The following is a 21,023-nucleotide window of genomic DNA, read 5'->3' as shown; positions in this document are numbered from 1 at the left end:
TTTATAAAATAAGTCATATTTATTATAATTTTAAGTAAATAGTATATAAAAAAAGTGCTTTAAAAAGAGTTTATTTTTTTTGCAAAACAACTCTTATAACGCTAGCTTCTCCTTGGTGCCCCAATCCTTCATCAAGATGAGTAATAACTTCTTCAACACTTACTTTTCTACAATTTTCAAAAAAGCTTGTAAAATCTTCCACTGCATAGAGAAAATCCACAGCTTTAGGTCCGCCGCTGTTATAATTTAACTGTTTTGTCGAAAAAAACTCTCCTACGAAATAACCGTCTTTTTCTAAAGTATCTTCAATCTTCTTAAAAAGATCTGGTCTTTCATCTTTGTGCATATGTAAATATGAAGCAACTATAGATCCGTACTTTTTACTTGGTTGCCATTCGTTTAAGTCCACACATTTTGTTAAAACATGAACTCCTTCAAATTTTGCAAACTCTTCAAGTTTTTTAAGCCCTATATTTGAAGCATCCAAAGCAGTTACATCAAACCCTTTTTTTGCAAAAAAGATAGCGTTTCGTCCTTCACCTTCACCTAAACATAAAAATTTTTTACTTCTATCAAAATAGTTTTTACAAGATTCTATGAAAGCATTTGGTTTTTTCCCGTAAAAAAACTCTTCTCTTTCAAATTTTTCATTCCAAAAATGTTGTTGACTCATTACTTCCTCTTATAATTTTCTTTGAATTTTAACAAAAAAACATAAGTTTTATATTGCTTTTATAGTTATAATAAATATCTCACTTTAGTTTAATATTTCTTTAGATACCATATTACCTAAAAATTAGATAGGATGTTTATAATGAATGAAGCAAAATACATCTGGATGGATGGTAAATTTGTTGATTGGAAAGATGCGAAAGTTCATATTTTAACTCATACACTACATTATGGAAATGCAGTATTTGAAGGTGTAAAAGCTTATAAAACAGCTGATGGAAGATGTGCGATATTTAGATTAGACGAACATACTAAAAGACTTTTTGATTCTGCAAAAATGTTACTTTTGGATATGTCTTTTAGTTTTGAAGAGCTGAAAAATGCTCAAATTGAATTATTACAAAAAAATGAATTATTTAACGGTGCATATATCAGACCGCTTGTTTATTTAGGTTACGGTGTTATGGGAATTTATCACAAAGAGTGCCCCGTAAATGTTAGTGTTGCCGCTTGGGAATGGGGAGCATATTTAGGTGAAGAAGGAATGAAAAAAGGTGTAAGAGTAAAAATCAGCTCTTTTAACAAACCTTCAAATAACTCTACAATGGGTAAAGCAAAATCTGCTTCAAACTATTTAAACTCACAAATGGCAAAATATGAAGCTGTTGAAGCGGGATATGATGAAGCTTTATTAAAAGATGATGACGGTTATATAGCAGAAGCCAGCGGTGAGTGTATTTTTATTGTAAGAGACGGTGTTATAATTACTCCGCCAAACGATAACTCTTTAGAGTCTATAACACAAGCAACCGTTATAGAACTTGCAAAAGATTTAGGATATGAAGTTCAAAGAAGAAGAATTACAAGAGAAGAGATTTATGTAGCTGATGAAGCATTCTTTACGGGAACAGCAGCAGAAGTTACGCCGATTAGAGATGTAGATAGTAGAACAATAGGTTGCGGATCAAGAGGTCCTATTACGGAAAAACTTCAAAGTGCATATTTTGATGTAGTAACAGGGAAAAATGAAAAATACTTGAAATATCTGACATATATAAACTAAAAAAGGAAATTTATGCCAATAGATAACGACTATTTTAAAAACAGACAACAGCAGAACAAGAACAGCGGAAACTCTAATGGAGGAGGCGGAGGAGGATACCAACCGCCTTTTGAACCGCCTGAATTTTTCAAAAATTTCGGGAAAAAAGCGGGAATTATTTATGGAATAATTATAGTTATTGCTATTTTATTTATTACAAAACCGTTCATGACAATCGAATCGGGGAATGTAGGGATTAAACAAACTTTAGGTAAATATGAAGAGACTCCTTTAAGACCTGGATTTCACTTTATAATTCCGGGATACCAAAAAGTTACGGTTGTAGATACAAAAGTTAGGTTAATGAACTATGCTTCTATTGAAACAAGTACAGGATTTGATCAAAGTATTAGAAGTAATCCTGCAATTAATATTCTTGATGCCAGAGGTTTACCTGTTTCTATTGAACTTACCGTTCAATACAGACTTACAGCTGACGGGGCTCCGTTAACAATTGCTACATGGGGACCTGCATGGGAAGATAAAATCGTAAACCCGGTTGTAAGAAATATCGTAAGAAACGTTGTCGGTGGATTTAATGCGGAAGAGTTACCCACAAGAAGAAATGAAATTGCTACAAAAATTGAAAATGGAATCCGAACACAGATTGAATCACTTGAAGGAAAACCTGTTTCTGTTGAATCAGTTCAATTAAGAGAGATTGTTCTTCCTCAAAAAATCAAAGATCAAATTGAGAGAGTTCAAATAGCAAATCAAGAGGCTCAAAGAGTTAGATATGAAGTTGAAAGAGCAAAACAAGAAGCTGAGAAAAAAGCTGCCTTAGCAAAAGGGGAAGCTGATAAAAACAGAATTGAAGCGAAAGGTAGAGCGGATGCCGTAACTATCGAAGCAAAAGCACAAGCACAAGCAAATAAAGAGATTGCAAACTCTTTAACACCTAAACTTCTTCAAATGCAACAAATTCAAGTTCAAGGTAAATTTAATGAAGCACTTAAAGAAAACAAAGATGCTAAAATTTTCTTAACTCCTGGCGGTTCTACTCCAAATATTTGGGTTGATACAAAAAACAAATCAAGAGATACAGCTATAAATCAATAAGAGTTTTAAACTCTTATTGAAAATAGCCTTTTAATATGTATAAAGTTGCTATTTTATTTATTCCTTTGCTCTTTTCTCTTCTTTTTGCAGATGATGTAAATTTAGAAAACAAAGATTTAGATATCAAACTTGTCGAACCTAAACAGACTATAGAAAAAACAAAAAAAGATTATGAAAAAAAAGAGGATACACCTCTAAAAAAAGAGGCTGTACCTTTAAAAAAGAGTGAAGAAGACAAAGAGAATGATTTAGAATTCAGTGGAAATGTCGATATTAACAAAGATACCAAAACCATTGAAGGTGTAAATGTAAATATAGGAACAAAATTTTAAGGTTTAAAATGGAAAATATAGAATTAATAGATTGGGAAAAGATGAATGGATTAATTCCTGTTATAACGCAAGAAGCAGGAACAAATGAAGTATTAATGCTGGCATATATGGATAAAGAAGCATTAGATTTAACATTAAAAACAAAAAAAGCTCATTACTATAGCCGAAGCAAACAAAGAATTTGGCAAAAAGGCGAAAGTTCAGGGCATACGCAAGAAGTTCAAGAAATTTTGGTAGATTGCGATAATGATACGGTTTTATTAAAAGTAAAACAAAACGGTGTTGCTTGCCATACAGGAAGAAAATCTTGCTTTTTCACAAATCTAGAGACTAAAGAAGAGATATCTAAAGTTGAAGTTGATACAACAGCAGCTTATGGAGTAATCGATACTTTATATCATGTAATTCAAGAAAGAAAAAATGAAGATCCGAAAAAATCTTATACGGCAAAACTTTTAAAAGGCAAACAAAATTCAATGCTTAAAAAAATTGTTGAAGAGGCTGGAGAGCTCACTTTTGCCGTGAAAGATGATGATACAGATGAAATTATTTATGAAGCTGCCGATGTAACTTATCATGTATTAGTTGCCCTTGCTTCAAAAAATATAAGTCCGGATAGAATCAAACAAGAATTAGCTAGAAGATTCGGAATGTCTGGAATTGAAGAGAAAAATTCAAGAGTAGAAGAGTAAAACTCTTCTATTTACATCTGAGACTCTAAACTTTTTCTAAAGAAAATAAAAGTCAATATAAAAAATACAACTCCTATTAAGAAAATCTTTAACATTTCACTCCAGACAATTTTTATACCTGCTCCTTTAAACAAAATCTCCTGTGAGATATCTACAAAATAACTTGTAGGCATAAAACTCATAATTATTTGTATAATTTTAGGCATACTTTCAAAAGGTGAGATTCCACCTGAAAGCATAATCAACGGCAAAATGGTTATAATGAAAATCATCCCCAGCTGAGGCATATTTTTAACAATAGTTCCCATAAATATTCCCATTGACGTAGTTGCAAACAAAACAAGTAAAGTAGCAAATAGAAATAAAAGAATCGAGCCGCTTAAAGGTACATGCAAAAGCATCTGCACAACAAAAACCAGAGAAAAGGCTACACAAACTAAAACGATAATACATACAGACCATATTTTTGAAAGCATTATCTCTATTGGGCTTAAAGGCATTACAAGTAGGTGTTCTATCGTTCCGTACTCTCTTTCTCTGATCAAAGCAGCAGCCGATAATAGAATTGAAAGCATTACAATATTGTTTATAACTTCATTTATACTTCCAAACCAGCTACTTGTCAAATTTGGATTATATTTGTATCTGTTTATAACTTTTATTTTACTAGAACTAGAACTATTTAAAAAAGTCGATAATTCTTGCATAATTATATTTTGAATATATCCTGCTCCGATTCCTGCCTGAGTCATCCTTGTAGCATCAATATTTACCTGAATATCCACATCTTTTCCCGATAATACGTCTTCTTCAAAACCTGAAGGAAGAACAATAACAAAAGTATAATATCCGTTATCCATATTTGCATCAATTTGTTCTAATTTTATAGTATCAGGAGTATTAAATCTTGGTTTATAAAAAGCTTCAATTATACGATAAGAGAGAGTAGAACGATCTTCGTCTACAAAAGCAATAGAAGCATTATGCAGCTCTGTAGACTGAGAAGTGGCTCCTATATAAATAGCAAAAGTAAAAGAGTAAACTATTAATACAGCCATAACTTTATCTCTAAAGAGTGTTTTCAGCTCTTTTATACCTAGATTATAAATATTTAAAATAGAATTTTTCATCAAACTTCCTGTTTTTTTAGAACTAAAATACTTAAAATTGTAATTATAATTATAGTAATTGCCAAAACAAAAAAATCAAAATGAAGCTCTTTAAACTCTACAGCCTTTGAAAAAACACCTCTGCTTATATTGATAAAATAACTTGCAGGGAAAATGCTTCCTATAAAAGAACCTGCTCCTTCTAGTGAACTAACAGGCTCTTTTAATCCTGAAAAATTAACAGTAGGAAGAAGAGTAAAAATAGCGGTTGCTGCAAGTGCCGCTATTTGGGTTTTTGCAAAAGAGGAGACTAACATTCCTAATCCCGTCGTAACAATCACAAATAATAAAGCTCCCATAGAAAGAGTTATTATACTTCCTTTTAAAGGAACACCGAAAATAAAAATTGCAAAAAGAATTAAACCTAAAAAACTTATCATACTAACAAAAATATAAGGAATCTGTTTTCCGATTAAGAATTCAAATCTTGTTACGGGAGTAGCATAAAAATTTGTAATAGAACCTAACTCTTTCTCTCTTACAATACTCAAAGCCATCAAGATTGCGGGAATAAAAATCAAAAGCATAGGAATTACCGCAGGTACCATTGAATATATACTCTTAAAATCTTGATTATACCGATACCGTAATTGAATATCCACATTTGAAGCCGTAGATATACCTAAAGACTCTTCTGCAATTTGTTTTAAATAACTTGAGTTTAATCCTTGAACATATCCTTTTATCGTTTCAGCTCTAAAAGGCAAAACACCGTCAATCCAGACAGCAATCTCTTCTTCATACCCTTTATTTAAATTTTTGCCGAAATTTGGAGGAATTACAAAAGCAACACTGATTGAACCTTTTCTCATTTGTTCATCTAAATCGTTTTGGGAGCTCAGTTCCGATTTTTCTAAGAAATATCTCGAACCCGAAACATTTTGTATATAATTTCTGCTTTGCAAAGATTTATCTTGATCTAAAACGGCAAAATTCAAATCCTCTACATCCATTGTAATTCCGTATCCCATTACAAACATTAAAATAATCATACCAAATGAAGCAAAAACCAATCGTATAGGGTCTCTTACAAGTTCCAGAGACTCTCTGTAAGAGTAGCCGAAAAGTCTTAAAAAACTAAAAAAACTATTTTGTTCTTTTCTTTTTGAAAACTCTTGCAAACTCTTCTCTTCTTCTTTTATCTGCTCCAAAGAAGGTTCTTCATCTGATTTTACAGCCTCTTGCAAATACTCTATAAAAGCCTCTTCTAGATTATCTTTATTTTTTGCTTTAACCAGCTCTTTGGGAGAAGCACTTGCCAATACTTTTCCTTGGTGCATTAAAGAGATTCTATCACATCTTTCACCTTCATTCATAAAGTGTGTAGATACAAAAATCGTAACTTTATCTTCTCTTGAAAGAGAGATAAGAAGCTCCCAGAAGTTATCCCTTGAAACAGGATCAACTCCGGAAGTAGGTTCATCAAGAATCAACATTTTGGGTTTATGAATAACAGCAGCAGCTAAAGATAACCTCTGTTTTATTCCCAAAGGTAAATCCTCTGTTATAGCATCTTTATATTTTTCAAGATTAAAACGTTCAAACATCTCTTGTAGTCTATTATTGATTTCAGATTTATTGATATGAAAAAGTTTCGCATGAAGTTCTAAATTTTGGAAAACAGTCAACTCTTTATATAAAGAGAAAGCTTGTGTCATATATCCCACTTTTTTTCTCATCTGCAAAGAGTTATCTTTTACAAATTCGCCAAAGAGTTTGGCATCTCCGCTTGTTGGGACTAATAAGCCTGTTAACATCTTCATAGTTGTTGTTTTTCCACATCCGTTTGAACCTAAAAAACCAAAAATTTCTCCCTCTTTTATTTCAAAACTTACATTTGAAACAGCAGTGAAATCTCCGAATTTCATTACAAGATTTTTTGCTTGAATCGCAAACTCGTTATTTGAAATATCAATAGGAGGCACAATTAGTTTTTTGTGCCCTTTTCTTTTCTTTTCAGGAAGAAGTTCAATAAAAGCTTCATCTATATTATCGCAATTAGTTTTTTGTAAAAGTTCTTTCGGAGAGCATTGAATAAGAATTTTTCCCTCATCCATTGCAATAATTTCATCATAAGCTTGTGCCTCTTCCATATATGCAGTTGCCACTAAAACACTCATATTTTTGTTTCTTAATCTGATATTATCTATTAAATCCCAAAATTGGCGTCTTGATAAAGGGTCAACTCCTGTTGTGGGTTCATCTAAAATCAATAATTTAGGATCATGTATCAAAGCACAGCAAAGTCCTAGTTTTTGTTTCATTCCACCTGAAAGTTTTCCTGCGGGTCTATCTTTGAACTTTAAAAGCCCTGTACTTTTAAGAAGTTCTTCTATTCTTATTTTTCTCTCTTTTTTTTCCTGACCGAATAATCTTGCAAAAAACTCTACATTTTCATATACAGACAATAACATATAAAGATTTTTACCCAAACCTTGAGGCATATAAGCTATATCCGGACAAATTTTATTTCTATATTTTTTATTGTTTATATCTCCGTCTAAAACCTCGACTTTACCTTCTTGAATTTTTTTAACGCCTGAAATAATTCCCAAAAGGGTTGATTTTCCTACTCCGTCAGGACCTATAAATCCAATCATTTTGCCTTTTGGAATAGTTAAAGAGATATTGTCTAAGGAGACTACATCCCCGTATTTGTGCGAGAGTTCCTCTATTTTTGCAACATAATCGTGCATATCTATTTCTCATCTACACTTTTTGGCAGATTATTTAACTCTTTAGGCCAAGGAGTATTTGAATTTAATCTAACATAAGCAACTCCGGGTAGACCTGTTTTTATTTTTTCAAAATATTTTTCTAATAATTTAGGCTCGATTCTGACTTTTATTCTAAACATAAGTTTTTCTCTCTCTGTTTGCGTCTCTATCTCTTTTGGTGTAAATTGAGCTAAAGGGGAAACAAAAGTTACGTAAGATGGAATTGCTATATGAGGAATAGCATCTAAAACAATTCTTGCGTCCGAACCGATATTTACCAACCCTGCTTGTGAGGTCGGAAGGAAGATTGTCATATAAGTATCTTTTAAATCAAGTACGACTAAAACTTTCCCTCCATTTGAGATCATCTCTCCGTTTTGGGCAATTTTATATAAAACTCTACCTTTTATAGGAGAATATAATGTACTCTCATCTATATTTACCTGCACTGTTTCTACTTTTGCCTGTGCCGCTTTTATAACAGCTTTTGCGTTGATTACCTGTGCTTTTGCCGCAAGTAAAGCTGCTTGGGCAGTTTTTAATTTTGTTTCGTCATTTTGTAGATTAGACAAAGGAACACTTCTTTTTTTATACAGCTTTAATGTTCTGTTATAATTAGTTTTTGCTAATTTTAATTCACTCTCTCTTTCTTCAACTATAGCATTGGCATAATTCTCTTCTTGTTTTGCCTGTTCTACATAAGCTTTTGCTTCTCTTAATTTAGCTTGTAGTTCATTTGTATCAAGTCTTGCAAGAACCTGCCCTTTTTCTACAATATCTCCTTCTTCAACCTCTATATTAAGAAGTCGTCCGGATAATTTTGAAGTGATATCAACTTGCGTAGTTTCAAGTCTTCCATTTCCTAAAGCAAACTCTTTAGGTAAAGAAGATGAATTTACTCTTTTATATCCAATGTAAATTGTTCCTGCAACTATTAATAGTAAAATAAAGAGGAAAAAGATTTTGAATTTATTGCCCATATTATCTCCTAGATCTAACTAACCGTTTGGTTAAATAAATAATTTTATCATATAGATTATTAATTGAAGATTATTATTTTTTCTAAGAATATTATCAAAGTATTATACTGATTTTTCTTTTGATTTTTGCAAATATCTAAAATGATATTTGCTTTTTTATTAAGGGATTTTAAGCTTTATTTAGTTTTTTTTCTCTTCTTGCTCTTTTTCTCTCGATTTTTTTCATTGTTCCGTTTACGGTTTGTACTGTAAGTGCTGTAGTAATAACTGCTGCAAGAGGTAATAAAAATGGCATTTTTGTTCCTTTATGATATTAATTATTAAAATTATACATAAAGTAATCTAAATTAAAACTGATAATAAGTATCATTTTATATAAATCAAAAAGAATTTATCTAATTTTTATCGCATTCGGTGCATATACCGTATATAGTCATAATATGATCTTTTAGAATAAAACCGTTTTTTTCGGCAATTTTTATCTGATTTAACTCTATAAAATCATCATTAAATTCTATAATTTTATTGCATTTGATACAAACCAAATGGTCATGATGAGTTTTATCCACTTTAAACTCAAATCTTTTTATCCCGTCTCCTATGTCCAATGAGTTTATTATCCCCATTTGCTCAAAAAAACTAAGTCCTCTGTAAACCGTTGCTATTCCGATATCTAGATTAAACTCTTTTTGTATCTCTTTCGTGATCTCTTCTGCACTTAAATGTTTTTTACTAAAAAACAGAATTTTTAGAATATAATCTTTTTGAATCGTATTTTTAAATCCAAGTTTACTGATTTGTGTTCTGAAATTTTTCATAAAAATATCAAACTTTTTATTCTCCAAGCTAGACATTATTTTATTCCCGTTAAAAGTGTAAGCATAGAAATCAGCAGCGTTATTGCATATACTTTCGGCAAGTTTTTATTAATCTTCATATTTATTTTATAAAACATTGAAGATTCAAAACTATTCTTCTCTTTTTTAAGAACCATAACATTTCCCTTAATAATGAATATCAAAATTATACTCATCTTAAACTTAATAAAGATTGAATGATAATTATTATCATATTTATTAAAAAGAGTTTTTTTAAGTGTTTTTTTGTTTTGAAAAGTTGAAAAAAGATAAATAAAGAGTTGAAAGAAAAGTTAAATAAAAAGAGAAATTTCTCTTTTTATTTAGTTGCTGCATCCGCAGCTGTCACCTGAATGTGAACTGTTTTGTGAACTTGAACAAGCTGAAACACCAGGAGGTGTTGTAGGTTGGATTTCGGCATTTGAAGCAGTATCGCTAACTTTATCAATAAATTCAATAAGTTTTGCAGTTGTGCTCATATATCTTTTCGCCGATTCTGTTTCAGGATTACAGTAAACGATTGGTTTACCTTCATCTCCCCCCTCTCTAATTGCAGGTTCAATAGGAAGGTTACCTAAAACCTGAGTATTATATTGCTCAGCTAAAGGCTCACATGTACCCATTCCAAAAATATCTGATTCTGTTTTACAGTTTGGACAAATAAAACCACTCATATTTTCTATAATTCCTGCAATAGGTATATGAAGCTTGCTAAACATATCAAGAGATCTTCTTGAATCATCAAGAGCTACATGTTGAGGAGTTGTTACATTTACACCGCATGTTACGGGAACACTTTGAGCTAGAGTTAATTGAGCATCCCCTGTTCCTGGAGGCATATCAATAAATAAAATATCCAACTCTTCCCAAAGAATATCTCTTAGAAGTTGTTGTACAGCTTTCATAATCATAGCACCTCTCCAGATTAAGGCATGACCTTCATCCATTAAAGATCCCATTGACATTACATCTACCCCGTAAGCATTGAAAGGTTTTGCCTTATTTCCTACAACTTCAACCTCTTTTCCTATTAATCCCATCATTCTTGGAATATTAGGACCGTAAATATCGGCATCTAAAATACCTACTTTTTTACCTTGCATTGCTGCTGCTACGGCTAAATTAACAGTTGTTGTTGATTTTCCGACCCCGCCTTTTCCTGAACTAACCATTACAAAGTTTTTAATTTGAGGGGCAATATTTTGTCCGCTTACGCTATTGCTTTGTTGTTTAGGAGCTTCAGGTTTAGAAATATTAAGTTTCACACTATTTATTCCTATATTTTTTAAAACTGCACTTATATCTTTTTTTAACTGTTCTTCAACTTCTGCCGCACTTGAAGTAATATCAAGAGTTATTGTACAGGTACCGTTATCTTCTTGAATATCTTTTACGAATCCGAATTCTATTATAGATTTTTGAAATCCCGGATATAGAACTTTATTTAGTTCTTCTTTAATATCAGCTACATTTGCCATATAATTTCCTTACTTCTGTAGTTTTCACGTATTATATTTTAAATAGGATAATCTTTGTCTTAATTTAGCCTATAAACTTTTACAGCCAAAATAAAATCTTAGCTGTAAACTTTTAGACAGCGTCTGCTGTCATCTCCTCTCCATGCTTATCTACAATTTTTTGAGTGATTTTATATGAGCAAAATTTAGGTCCGCACATTGAACAAAATTCAGCTTCTTTAAATACATCCTGAGGAAGTGTTTCATCATGATACTCTTTTGCCCGATCAGGATCCAGACAAAGTTCAAATTGTTTATTCCAGTCAAAAGCATACCGTGCATCACTCATTTCATCGTCAATATCCCTTGCACCTTTTCTTCCTCTTGCAATATCAGCACTATGGGCAGCTATTTTATATGCAATAATTCCTTCTCTTACATCTTTTGCATTAGGTAATCCTAAATGCTCTTTAGGTGTTACGTAACAAAGCATTGATGCTCCATGCCAACCGCCTACTGCTGCACCTATTGCAGAAGAGATATGATCATAACCTGCCGCAATATCTGTTGTTAGAGGTCCTAAAATATAAAAAGGAGCTTCATGGCAATATTCACGTTCAAGTTTCATATTTCTTTCAATTTGATTTAAAGGCACATGTCCTGGACCTTCAATCATAACCTGAACATCTTTTTCCCAAGCTCTTAAAGTAAGTTCTCCTAAAACTTTCAGTTCAGACAGTTGTGCCTCGTCTGAAGCGTCTGCTAAACAACCGGGTCTTAAAGAATCTCCTAAAGAAAGAGATACGTCATATTTTCTACAAATGTCCAAGATATCATCATATGCATCGTAAAATGGATTTTCTTTGTGATAATGCATCATCCAAGCAGCCATTAAAGATCCGCCACGGCTTACTATTCCCATTTTTCTTTTTGCAACATGAGGCATAAATCGTAATAAAAATCCTGCATGAATGGTAAAATAAGATACTCCTTGTTGAGCCTGTTTTTCTAAAACAGCCAACATACTTTCAATCGTCAAATCTTCGATTTTATCTTTACAATCATGTAAAATTTGGTACATCGGCACTGTTCCTATGGGAACACTTGAGTGTTCAATTACGGCTCTTCTAATAGAATCCAAATCTCCGCCCGTACTTAGATCCATAATCGTATCTGCTCCATGTTTTAGACAAACATCAACTTTTTCAATTTCACCTTGAATATCAGAAGCCAAAGAAGAAGAACCGATATTCGCATTAATTTTACAAGAACTTGCCATACCTATAGCCATTGGTTTCAAATGTTTATGATTTACATTTGCGGGAATAATCAATCTTCCTTTTGCTACTTCACTTCTCACAAGTTCAGGATCAAGGTTCTCAACCTCTGCTATATATTCCATATCCGGCGTTATAATACCTTTTTTTGCATAATGCATCTGTGTTCGTACTTGGTCATCTTTATGATTATCTAGCCAATCTCTCATATAATATCCCTAATAAATTTTTTTTGATTATATCAAATTTAGTTTATATAAACTTAATTATTAACACTAATTTTCTTTTATAATCGATATTAATACAAATGGTTACCTTAAGAAGTTGTTACAGATGAGTATAAAGAATTAATTGATATTATAAAAGAATCAAAGTAGTTTTACTTAATACAATAGGATAAACAAAGATGAAGAAACTTATTATTGAAAAGATTGATTCATTGCCGGCTCTGCCTAAGAGTGTACTTGAACTAGAAGAGTTCAGAAAAATGCCTCATCAAGAGCCTTTAGATTTACTCAAAATTATAGAGAAAGATCCTCTGATTATCACAACTGTTCTCAGAGTTGCAAATTCGGCAATGTTTGGTTTTGTAAGTGAAGTAGAAACACCTAGAAGAGCTATCTCGCTTTTAGGCGTTAATTTTACGATATCTATTGCTTTGGGAACCGTAATTCAAAATCTTATAAATACAAATTTAAGCGCTTATGACGTATCAACGGAAGATTTTATCTTTTCTTCAAATCTTGCTACTTCATTGGTTACAAATTGGGTATCTAAAATAAGTCTGGATTTAAAAGAACAGCTGCTTTTACCTGCTTTTTTACAAGAAGTGGGGAAATTCGTTATTTCGGAAGTTATTATTGACAGCGGAAAAAAAGAGGATTTTCTAAGCAGACTACAAATTAATAAAAACGTATCAAGTGTAGAAAAAGAGTTTTTGGGTTACTCTTGTGCAAGAATTACCGCAAATATGTTTAAACACTGGAATTTAAGCCATAATCTGATTTTCACCATAGGTTTTGTAGAAGATTTGGAAAACTGCCCGAAAGAGTATCTCCAAAAAGTTCAAATATTAGAAATAATAAAGATTTTATGTGATTTAAGAAACCCTTTTTCAGAACAAAATATACAAAGAGCTTTAAATAAAGCGACTGAATTTGCGATGGATACTAAACCGCTAATTCAATCAATCGAATCTATTAAATTTAAATTAGATAATGACCTTTAAGCTTTCATAAGTTACATTAAAGTATAATTTGTAACTTTTTTACTCAAAGGAGCTTGGTGTCAGAGATTACATTAATAGTTTTATGTGCCGGTAATTCTTCTAGATTCGATCTCACAGCAAAAAAACAGTGGTTACGAATAGATAATTCACCATTGTGGTTATTTGTTACAAATAGGATTAAAAACTTTTCAGATTTCAAAAAAATAATTATCGCATCTCATAAAGATGAGCTAAATTATATGAAAAACTTTTCTGATGATTTTATTTTTGTCGAAGGTGGAGATACAAGACAAGAATCAATGAAAAATGCCTTAAAAGAAGTATCAACAGAATATGTAATGGTAACTGATGTGGCACGAGCTTGTATACCAAAAGAAGTAATAGAAAATTTAATCTCCTCAAAAAATGAGGCAGATTGTATAGTTCCTGTTTTAAATGTCAGTGATACGGTGACATTTAAAAGTGAGACTATAAACAGAGATGAAGTAAAATTGATTCAAACTCCTCAACTCTCAAAAACTACGGTTTTAAAAAAAGCTTTAGAGACAAAAGAGGAGTTCACCGATGACAGTTCTGCTATAAAAAGTATAAGTGGAAGTATTAAATTTGTCCAAGGTGCTTTACAAAGTAAAAAAATTACTTTTGAAGATGATATCAATGATATACCTTGTCTAAAAGAACCTTCGAAAAACTTTTTTACAGGAACAGGGTTTGATATTCATCCTTTTGAAGATAATAAACCAATGTATCTTGGCGGAGTTAATATTGATGTACCTTATGGATTTAAAGCACATAGTGACGGTGATGTTTTAATTCATTCATTAATTGATGCTCTTTTAGGTGCCGCAGGTGCAGGTGATATCGGAGAATTTTTCCCAGATACCGATTTAGAGTATAAAAATATTGATTCAAAAATATTACTAAAAAAGATTGTTGAATTTATTTACAATGTAGGATATGAGATTGTAAATGTAGATTTAACGATAATTGCACAAAAACCTAAAATAAACCCTTATAAAAATGCTATAAAAACTACAATTACGGAACTTCTAAATATTGAAAAACAGTTTGTCAATATAAAAGCTACTACAGCAGAGAAACTTGGATTTATAGGAAGAGCTGAAGGAGTAGCGGTACAAAGTATAGCAACACTTAAATACTATAATTGGAAAAGAAAATGAATATATTAATAATTGAAAGCGAGATCTATTTAGCACAAAAAGTAGTTTCAAGACTGCTTGATGATGGACATAATTGTGATTTTGTCGAGTCTCCGAATATTGACAACTTGACGAAGGATTATGATATTATTTTATTGTCTACCTCTCTTCCTGCTCCTCTTTGTAAAACTATTATCAGAAGATACAATGATTCAATTATTCTTTTACTTGTATCTTATATTTCAGATGAGACAGTAACAGATCCAATCAAAGAGGGTGCAAAAGATTATATTATGAAACCTTTTATTATGGATGAGCTGCTTAGAAAAATATATCACTACAGAGAGTGCAGATCTTTAAGAAAAGAGTTAGAAACATTAAGAGAATATCTAAATTTTCAATTTGCAAATGTGGATACCTCAGGTTCTGTTTTACCTACTAGTTTTCCTATTCTTATTGAGACTAATTCACAAATTAGTGCCGATAAATTGGCTTTTGAGCTTTGCAGGAAACTTGACTATCAAATGAAATTTATCTCTTTAAACAGTGAAAACTGGCAAAAACTCGTAAATGAAAGATTCAACGGTATTTTATATTTAACGGATTATCACACTTTGAAAAAAAGTGCAAAAGAGAACCTAAATAGAATGATTGAAGAGAAAAAAGTTATTTTGGTCTCTTTAGAAGCAGAAGATGATTTTCCTTATTCAAAAGTTAATTTTCACAAAGATGACGAACTTATGTTTACAAATAGCATAATGACTATAAATGATTACGTAAAAATGATGGTTTTATCTTACCAGTCAAAATATCCCGATACTGAACTTAGCAAAAAACTTGGAATTTCAAGAAAATCATTATGGGAAAAAAGAAAAAAATTAGGTATAGAGAAAAAGAAATAATATGAGAAAACTATTTTTAACACTGTTTTACAGCGGTTTAAGTCCAAAAGCACCGGGAACTGTAGGTTCTTTTGTTGCTTTAATTTTAGGCATGCTTCTTATAAAATATATTCCCCATTCTACACTTTTTCTGCTTGCTTTTCTAATCTCCGTGATTGCGGCAAAACAGATAGATATTTACGAAAAAGAGGTTGGCGAGCATGATAGTAAAGAGATTGTAATAGATGAACTTGCAGGTATGTGGATAGCTCTTTCTATATGTGGAATAAATGAACAAAATTTTTATATTTTATCTATTTTAGCTTTTCTCTCTTTTCGACTTTTTGATATTTGGAAACCTTCAATTATCGGAAAAATTGATAAAGATGTAAAAGGCGGTTGGGGTGTAATGGGTGATGATATTGTCGCTGGAATTGCCGGAGGAATCCTTGCCTCGGCTGTTTACCAACTGCTTACAAGATTTGTATTTTAAAGCTAAACAACTACTTCTTTAAATCTACAGAAAAAGTGAATTATTTCACTATTTCTGCGAACTGTTTAAAAATATATTTTGATTCATGAGGTCCGGGACTAGCTTCCGGGTGATGTTGTACAGAGAAAATCTCTTTATTTTTATATTTAACACCTTCAATTGTATTATCAAAAAGATTTTTGTGTGTTACTTCCGCAATCTCAATAATATTATCAGGTACATTATAGTTATGATTTTGTGCCGTAATTTCAACTACGCTAGTTTGTAAATTTGCAACAGGGTGATTTCCTCCGTGTTGCCCGAATTTAAGTTTATACGTATCATATCCGTGAGCAATTGACAACATTTGATGTCCTAAACAAATTGCAAAAATAGGAATGTTTTTATCAATTAATTTTTGTAGTTCTTGTTTTTCTTCAGTTAAAGTTAAAGGATCACCAGGTCCGTTTGATAGGAAAATACCGCCTATTTCTGCCGCTTCAAATTTTGCAATTAAATCCTCAGCTTTGAAAGTTGCAGGTACTACTTCCACCTCTAAGCCTGATTCAACTAACTCATTTAAGATATTTCTTTTTATACCATAATCAATAGCAACAATTTTTTTATCACTCATCACAGCTTTGTTATATCTTAGTTTTTCATGATTCCATGTACCGTATTTATGAATATACGGCTCTTTTGTAGTTACTTCTTTAATATAGTTTATATCTTCTATTCTAGGACTTTGTTTAAGAGTTTTTGCAAGTTCTTCTTTGTCTGAGATTTCGGTTGAAGCTATCATCATCATAGCTCCTTCATCTCTTAGCATTTTTGTTAAATATCTTGTATCAATATTACAAATTCCAAGGACATTATGCTCTTTTAAAAGAGAGTCTAAATCACCTTGTGCTCTAAAATTTGAATATTCATGATGATAACTTCTAACTAATACTCCTTTACAGTGTGCAAGGAAGCTCTCCATATCATCTTCATTTACTCCGACATTTCCAATTTCAGGCATTGTAAAAGTTACAAATTGACCTGCATAACTTGGATCTGTAATTATTTCTTGGTATCCCGTCATTGAAGTATTAAAAACAATTTCTCCAACAGCCGTACCTGTTGCACCAAAAGAATCAGCTTCTAAAAATGTACCGTTTTCTATATAAATCCATACTTTCTGCATTTTACATCAACCCTCGTTTAATTAGTTCTTCTTCATAAAGTCTATGATAAACCACATCATACTCTTCCGTACCGGGAATAAGTTTTCTTTTGTAATGTTTTATTTTTTCCATTACAACATCATCGGCTTTTTCAAAACCTTTTAAAAACTCATCAATAGAAGAGAATATTATATTTTTTATTTGATTATCCGTACAAGTATAATGAATATAATCCTCTTCCCATAAGAAATCCAATATTTTATGAGCCATATCGGAAAATCTATCTTCATTGTTTAAAATTACACCAAAATCATTAGCCAACCTTTTTTTTGTTAACCAAAAAAGTTGTCTGTAATCAGCGTTATAAAACTCTATATTATCCTCTTGTTGCTCCAAGATTTCAGCAACTTTTTCATCTAACTCAAACTCTTTTTCAATATCTGCGTCTAAAATTTTTTCAATTTCATCAGTAATTTCATCTTTTGTTTTTCTAATCTCTACAAATTTGCAATTTACCAAATCTCTTGAAATTCTTCTTGCAATATAAGGCGTATGATGTAATTTCATTCTCATGAGTCTATCCTCTAATTATTGTATCTTCTCTCTCTGGCGATGTTGAAACGATACCAACTTTAACACCAGTTAATTCTTCAATTCTATTTATATATTTTTTTGTATTTTCAGGAAGTGAATCAAAATCTCTACAACCTACTACACTATCCCATCCTGCAATCTCTTCATAAACGGGTTTCGCATCTTCTAAATTTGAAGGCATATAATCAATTCTTTTCCCCTCAAGTTCATATGCAACACAAATTTTGATTTTTTCAAAGCCGTCTAAAACATCAAGTTTCATTAAAGCTAATTGATCGCAACCGTTAAGTCTGCTTGCATATTTTACCGCAACAGCATCGAACCAACCGCATCTTCTTTTTCTTCCAGTTACGGTTCCAAACTCTTTACCGATTCTGGCAATTTTTTCTCCGTCTTCCGTAAAATCTTCAGAAGGGAAAGGTCCGTTCCCGACTCTTGTAGTATAAGCTTTTACAATTCCCGTAACCACTCCGATATCTTTAGGATTAATTCCCAGCCCAGAACAAGCTCCTGCACTAACCGTACTTGAAGATGTTACATAAGGGTACGTTCCATGATCAATATCAAGCAAAGTTCCTTGAGCCCCTTCTAAAAGGATTTTTTTATTTTCATCAAGAGCTTTCCAAACCATATTAGTGGTATTTGTAATAAAAGGCTCTAATTTTTCTTTATAATCTTCTAATAAAGCAAGCAGTTCATCTTCACTTGGTGTTTCAATTTCTAAAACATCGAAAATCGCTCTGTTTTGTTTAAAATACTCCAAAATACCTTTGCAAAGTTTTTTAGGATTTAAAAGTTCACCTACTCTAAAACCTGTTCTGCTGATTTTTTCCGCATACGTAGGACCGATACCTTTTCCTGTAGTTCCGATAGCTTTGTCACCTTTTAATCTCTCTTTTGCCTGATCTATTTGAGCATGATAGGGCAAGTTTAAATGTGCTTTGTCGGAAATAAAAAGTCTTCCTTCCAAATTTTCAAACTGCTTCATCTCTTTAATAATTGCTTCAGGAGAAAGTACTACTCCGTTACCGATAATATTTACTGCTTTTGGATTTAAAATACCAGAAGGGACAAGTTGAAGAGCATATTTTACGCCGTCAACCCAAATCGTATGTCCTGCATTGTGCCCGCCTTGGCTTCTACAAACCATATCATAATTTTGGGCAAGCATATCTACCATCTTACCTTTTCCTTCATCTCCCCATTGAATACCAACGATTAAATCTGCGCTCATTCCTAATCCTCTAAAATTTTTAATAAACTATCTGTGTATAATGCAAAACCTAAAGAGCTGATTCCCTCAGAACTATATTTTCCGCCTTTGCATAATACATAATTGTCTTGAATTACTCTGTAATATACATCATCATAATATTTTAAACTTCCATGATAAAGAGGTGCTATTACCAAGTTTTTGTATGAAACCTCTTTTGCCGTTTTCAAAAGTTTTTCTAATTCAACTTTTATACTTTGCGGAACTAATTTTATACTATTTTCTAAATCTTCAATATTTTTTACTTTTACAAGCTCATTTAGCCACTGTATATCTAAACTTAAAAGTTTCGCAATTTCACCGTTTTTAAAAAGTTGGATATCAATATCTAACTCTTTTGAGACGAGTTTCGGGATATTTATATTTGAAAGCTGTAAAATAGGATTTATATTTAGTGCTACTAATACATCTCCTGTTAAATTTAAAATATCCACAATATTATCATGACAAATCCACTCACAACCAATTTGGTAATCTTCTGTTGAAGGATAAGAGAAAATAGGCTGAATATAAAACCATTTTTTATGATCCGTTGCTCTTCCTAATCTTTTTGTAATAATCCTTACCACATCTAAAGTAGAGTCTGCTCTTAAAGATACTTGCTCATTTTTTTCATCTGAAAATTTAATAAGTTTTCTCTCATTTGCAATAGCTTGGTGTTGAGAGTAAGAGAAGTTAGGTGTAACTATCTCCTCAAAACCTCTGCTATCTAAAAGAGTGCTGATTTTATATTCAAGCTCTCTTTTTGCTTTTGCAGCTTTACCGAAATATAAGCGACTACCCTTTGGTATTTCGTGTTCAAATATCATTAATTACCTTTAAACATATTTTCAAGAAAAACTTTGTTTGCAGTTCCGTCAAATGTTCTTAGATTCAATTCATCCATAGCCAATTCAATTGCATTTACAACCCAAGCGGCTTCAAAGTTTTCAACCAATCCCATATGATTTATTCTAAAAATCAAACTTTTAATATGATCTTGTCCACCTGCAATATTTACATCATATTTAGTTTTTAATATTTTTCTAATTTCAGGTGCATGCTCCGTATATATAGTCGTCATCGCATCTGCAGGAACTTTTGGATAAATTTCACATCCAATAGCTTTTAACGACTCTCTTGTAGCATTTGCTCTTATTGCCGTCTGCTTATAAAGTTCTTCAAATCCACCATTAGCTTTTATATAAGCTAAAACCTCTTTTAATCCTATAATAAGTGTCGTTGCAGCTGTCCAAGCAGTAGTATTTGTTTTTTGTTTTTTTATTTCAGTTGCAAGATTAAAATAGAAACCTTTCGGGTTTTTTTCTATTTTTTCAACAGCTTTATTTGATAATCCGATAATTGCAAGTCCCGGAGGAAGCATTAAAGCTTTTTGACTCCCCGTAATTACTGCATCTAAATTTGTCGTATCGATTTTTTCAACTCCAATTGCAGTAATACCGTCTGCAACAATTGTAATATCTGGATTAATCTCTTTTACAGCTTTTGCCATTTGTTCAACCGGATGACGTAATCCACCTGCACTTTCGCACAATTGAATAAATATTGCATCGATATCTTTATCATTTTTAACAATATCCACAACTGCATCTACGTCTACAGGAGTATTCCACTCATTTTTGATTTCACTATATTCTATATCAAAAGCTTTGCAAATTTTTCCAAATCTATCACCAAATTTTCCCGAATTTATTGTTAGTGCTTTTTTATGCGTTAGATTAGTAACGCAAGCTTCCATTGCTCCTGAGCCGCTAGAAGCGAGCATAACTACTTCATCCATGCCATATAATTCAAATAATAATTCTCTTGTTTCTTCAAATATTTTTTCAAACTCTGGTGTTCTATGATGAATGGTAACATCCGCCATAGCTTTTCTAACAAATTCTGGTACAGGAGTTGGTCCTGGTGTTAATAGCATTTGTAAATCCTCAAAAT

At 31.8% G+C, this 21,023-nt stretch carries 22 protein-coding genes; 8 read left to right on the top strand and 14 right to left on the bottom strand.

Annotation, left to right across the window (positions count from 1 at the left end):
- Positions 1–70: 70 nt before the first annotated feature.
- Positions 71–673: a class I SAM-dependent methyltransferase gene (locus AANAER_RS01245; RefSeq protein ID WP_129081433.1), complete on the bottom strand. Its 603-nt coding sequence runs from the start codon at positions 671–673 to the stop codon at positions 71–73.
- 141 nt (positions 674–814) lie between these two features.
- Here AANAER_RS01245 and AANAER_RS01240 point away from each other — a divergent pair, with 141 nt between their 5' ends.
- From AANAER_RS01240 to hisIE, 4 genes are read left to right on the top strand one after another with little or no spacing between them, the layout of a single operon-like run.
- Positions 815–1,735, top strand: coding sequence for a branched-chain amino acid transaminase (locus AANAER_RS01240; protein ID WP_129081432.1), 921 nt, complete (start codon positions 815–817; stop codon positions 1,733–1,735).
- A gap of 12 nt (positions 1,736–1,747) precedes the next feature.
- Positions 1,748–2,833, top strand: coding sequence for an SPFH domain-containing protein (locus AANAER_RS01235; protein ID WP_129081431.1), 1,086 nt, complete (start codon positions 1,748–1,750; stop codon positions 2,831–2,833).
- Between the two features lie 35 nt (positions 2,834–2,868).
- Complete coding sequence (locus tag AANAER_RS01230; protein ID WP_044418913.1) at positions 2,869–3,165, top strand: hypothetical protein; 297 nt, start codon at positions 2,869–2,871, stop codon at positions 3,163–3,165.
- 8 nt (positions 3,166–3,173) lie between these two features.
- Positions 3,174–3,857: a bifunctional phosphoribosyl-AMP cyclohydrolase/phosphoribosyl-ATP diphosphatase HisIE gene (hisIE, locus tag AANAER_RS01225; RefSeq protein ID WP_129081430.1), complete on the top strand. Its 684-nt coding sequence runs from the start codon at positions 3,174–3,176 to the stop codon at positions 3,855–3,857.
- Positions 3,858–3,868: 11 nt separating this feature from the next.
- Here hisIE and AANAER_RS01220 read toward each other — a convergent pair whose 3' ends face one another.
- The 8 genes from AANAER_RS01220 to thiC all read right to left on the bottom strand — a co-directional run bounded on the left by AANAER_RS01220 (position 3,869) and on the right by thiC (position 12,523).
- Positions 3,869–4,987 (bottom strand): ABC transporter permease, encoded by a 1,119-nt coding sequence (locus AANAER_RS01220; protein ID WP_129081429.1) that lies wholly within the window; start codon positions 4,985–4,987, stop codon positions 3,869–3,871.
- A complete protein-coding gene (gene rbbA, locus AANAER_RS01215) occupies positions 4,987–7,722 on the bottom strand; it encodes a ribosome-associated ATPase/putative transporter RbbA (protein WP_129081428.1) in 2,736 nt (911 codons plus the stop codon). Before rbbA ends, AANAER_RS01220 begins: the two co-directional genes overlap by 1 nt.
- A gap of 2 nt (positions 7,723–7,724) precedes the next feature.
- On the bottom strand, positions 7,725–8,723 hold the full coding sequence (locus AANAER_RS01210) for an HlyD family secretion protein (protein ID WP_044418918.1): 999 nt from the start codon (positions 8,721–8,723) through the stop codon (positions 7,725–7,727).
- A 169-nt stretch (positions 8,724–8,892) separates the two neighbouring features.
- On the bottom strand, positions 8,893–9,018 hold the full coding sequence (locus AANAER_RS15115) for a hypothetical protein (RefSeq protein WP_267898125.1): 126 nt from the start codon (positions 9,016–9,018) through the stop codon (positions 8,893–8,895).
- Between the two features lie 100 nt (positions 9,019–9,118).
- Entirely contained in the window at positions 9,119–9,577 is a 459-nt protein-coding gene (locus AANAER_RS01205; RefSeq protein ID WP_129081427.1) for a Fur family transcriptional regulator, read from the bottom strand.
- Positions 9,577–9,717 carry a hypothetical protein gene (locus tag AANAER_RS14930; RefSeq protein WP_164969325.1) on the bottom strand — a complete coding sequence of 47 codons (141 nt, stop codon included), beginning with the start codon at positions 9,715–9,717 and terminating at the stop codon, positions 9,577–9,579. Before AANAER_RS14930 ends, AANAER_RS01205 begins: the two co-directional genes overlap by 1 nt.
- 186 nt (positions 9,718–9,903) lie before the next feature.
- Positions 9,904–11,058 (bottom strand): Mrp/NBP35 family ATP-binding protein, encoded by a 1,155-nt coding sequence (locus AANAER_RS01200; protein WP_129081426.1) that lies wholly within the window; start codon positions 11,056–11,058, stop codon positions 9,904–9,906.
- Positions 11,059–11,170: 112 nt separating this feature from the next.
- On the bottom strand, positions 11,171–12,523 hold the full coding sequence (gene thiC, locus AANAER_RS01195; RefSeq protein ID WP_044418923.1) for a phosphomethylpyrimidine synthase ThiC: 1,353 nt from the start codon (positions 12,521–12,523) through the stop codon (positions 11,171–11,173).
- Between the two features lie 197 nt (positions 12,524–12,720).
- Here thiC and AANAER_RS01190 point away from each other — a divergent pair, with 197 nt between their 5' ends.
- Genes AANAER_RS01190 through AANAER_RS01175 form a run of 4 tightly spaced genes read left to right on the top strand, consistent with a single transcriptional unit; the run spans position 12,721 to position 16,076 of the window.
- Complete coding sequence (locus AANAER_RS01190) at positions 12,721–13,542, top strand: HDOD domain-containing protein (RefSeq protein ID WP_044418925.1); 822 nt, start codon at positions 12,721–12,723, stop codon at positions 13,540–13,542.
- 56 nt (positions 13,543–13,598) lie between these two features.
- On the top strand, positions 13,599–14,723 hold the full coding sequence (locus AANAER_RS01185; RefSeq protein ID WP_129081425.1) for a bifunctional 2-C-methyl-D-erythritol 4-phosphate cytidylyltransferase/2-C-methyl-D-erythritol 2,4-cyclodiphosphate synthase: 1,125 nt from the start codon (positions 13,599–13,601) through the stop codon (positions 14,721–14,723).
- The gene (locus tag AANAER_RS01180; RefSeq protein WP_044418928.1) at positions 14,720–15,604 is read left to right on the top strand and encodes a DNA-binding transcriptional response regulator; all 885 of its coding nucleotides are present in this window, start codon (positions 14,720–14,722) and stop codon (positions 15,602–15,604) included. Before AANAER_RS01185 ends, AANAER_RS01180 begins: the two co-directional genes overlap by 4 nt.
- A gap of 1 nt (position 15,605) precedes the next feature.
- Positions 15,606–16,076 (top strand): phosphatidylglycerophosphatase A family protein, encoded by a 471-nt coding sequence (locus tag AANAER_RS01175; RefSeq protein ID WP_044418930.1) that lies wholly within the window; start codon positions 15,606–15,608, stop codon positions 16,074–16,076.
- A gap of 40 nt (positions 16,077–16,116) precedes the next feature.
- Here AANAER_RS01175 and carA read toward each other — a convergent pair whose 3' ends face one another.
- From carA to AANAER_RS01150, 5 genes are read right to left on the bottom strand one after another with little or no spacing between them, the layout of a single operon-like run.
- Positions 16,117–17,241 (bottom strand): glutamine-hydrolyzing carbamoyl-phosphate synthase small subunit, encoded by a 1,125-nt coding sequence (gene carA, locus AANAER_RS01170; protein ID WP_129081424.1) that lies wholly within the window; start codon positions 17,239–17,241, stop codon positions 16,117–16,119.
- Between the two features lies 1 nt (position 17,242).
- On the bottom strand, positions 17,243–17,794 hold the full coding sequence (locus AANAER_RS01165) for a DUF507 family protein (protein WP_044418934.1): 552 nt from the start codon (positions 17,792–17,794) through the stop codon (positions 17,243–17,245).
- Between the two features lie 4 nt (positions 17,795–17,798).
- Positions 17,799–19,049: an adenylosuccinate synthase gene (locus AANAER_RS01160; protein ID WP_129081423.1), complete on the bottom strand. Its 1,251-nt coding sequence runs from the start codon at positions 19,047–19,049 to the stop codon at positions 17,799–17,801.
- A gap of 2 nt (positions 19,050–19,051) precedes the next feature.
- Positions 19,052–19,897, bottom strand: coding sequence for an ATP phosphoribosyltransferase regulatory subunit (locus AANAER_RS01155; protein ID WP_129081422.1), 846 nt, complete (start codon positions 19,895–19,897; stop codon positions 19,052–19,054).
- Positions 19,897–21,006, bottom strand: a complete 1,110-nt coding sequence (locus tag AANAER_RS01150) for a pyridoxal-phosphate-dependent aminotransferase family protein (RefSeq protein WP_129081421.1) — start codon at positions 21,004–21,006, stop codon at positions 19,897–19,899. The genes AANAER_RS01155 and AANAER_RS01150 overlap by 1 nt, the downstream gene beginning before the upstream one ends.
- Positions 21,007–21,023 lie beyond the last annotated feature (17 nt).

The organism is Halarcobacter anaerophilus, assembly GCF_006459125.1.
GTDB lineage: Bacteria > Campylobacterota > Campylobacteria > Campylobacterales > Arcobacteraceae > Halarcobacter > Halarcobacter anaerophilus.
Note: the sequence above shows the minus strand (reverse complement) of the source record. Positions and strands in the feature narration are given on the sequence as shown.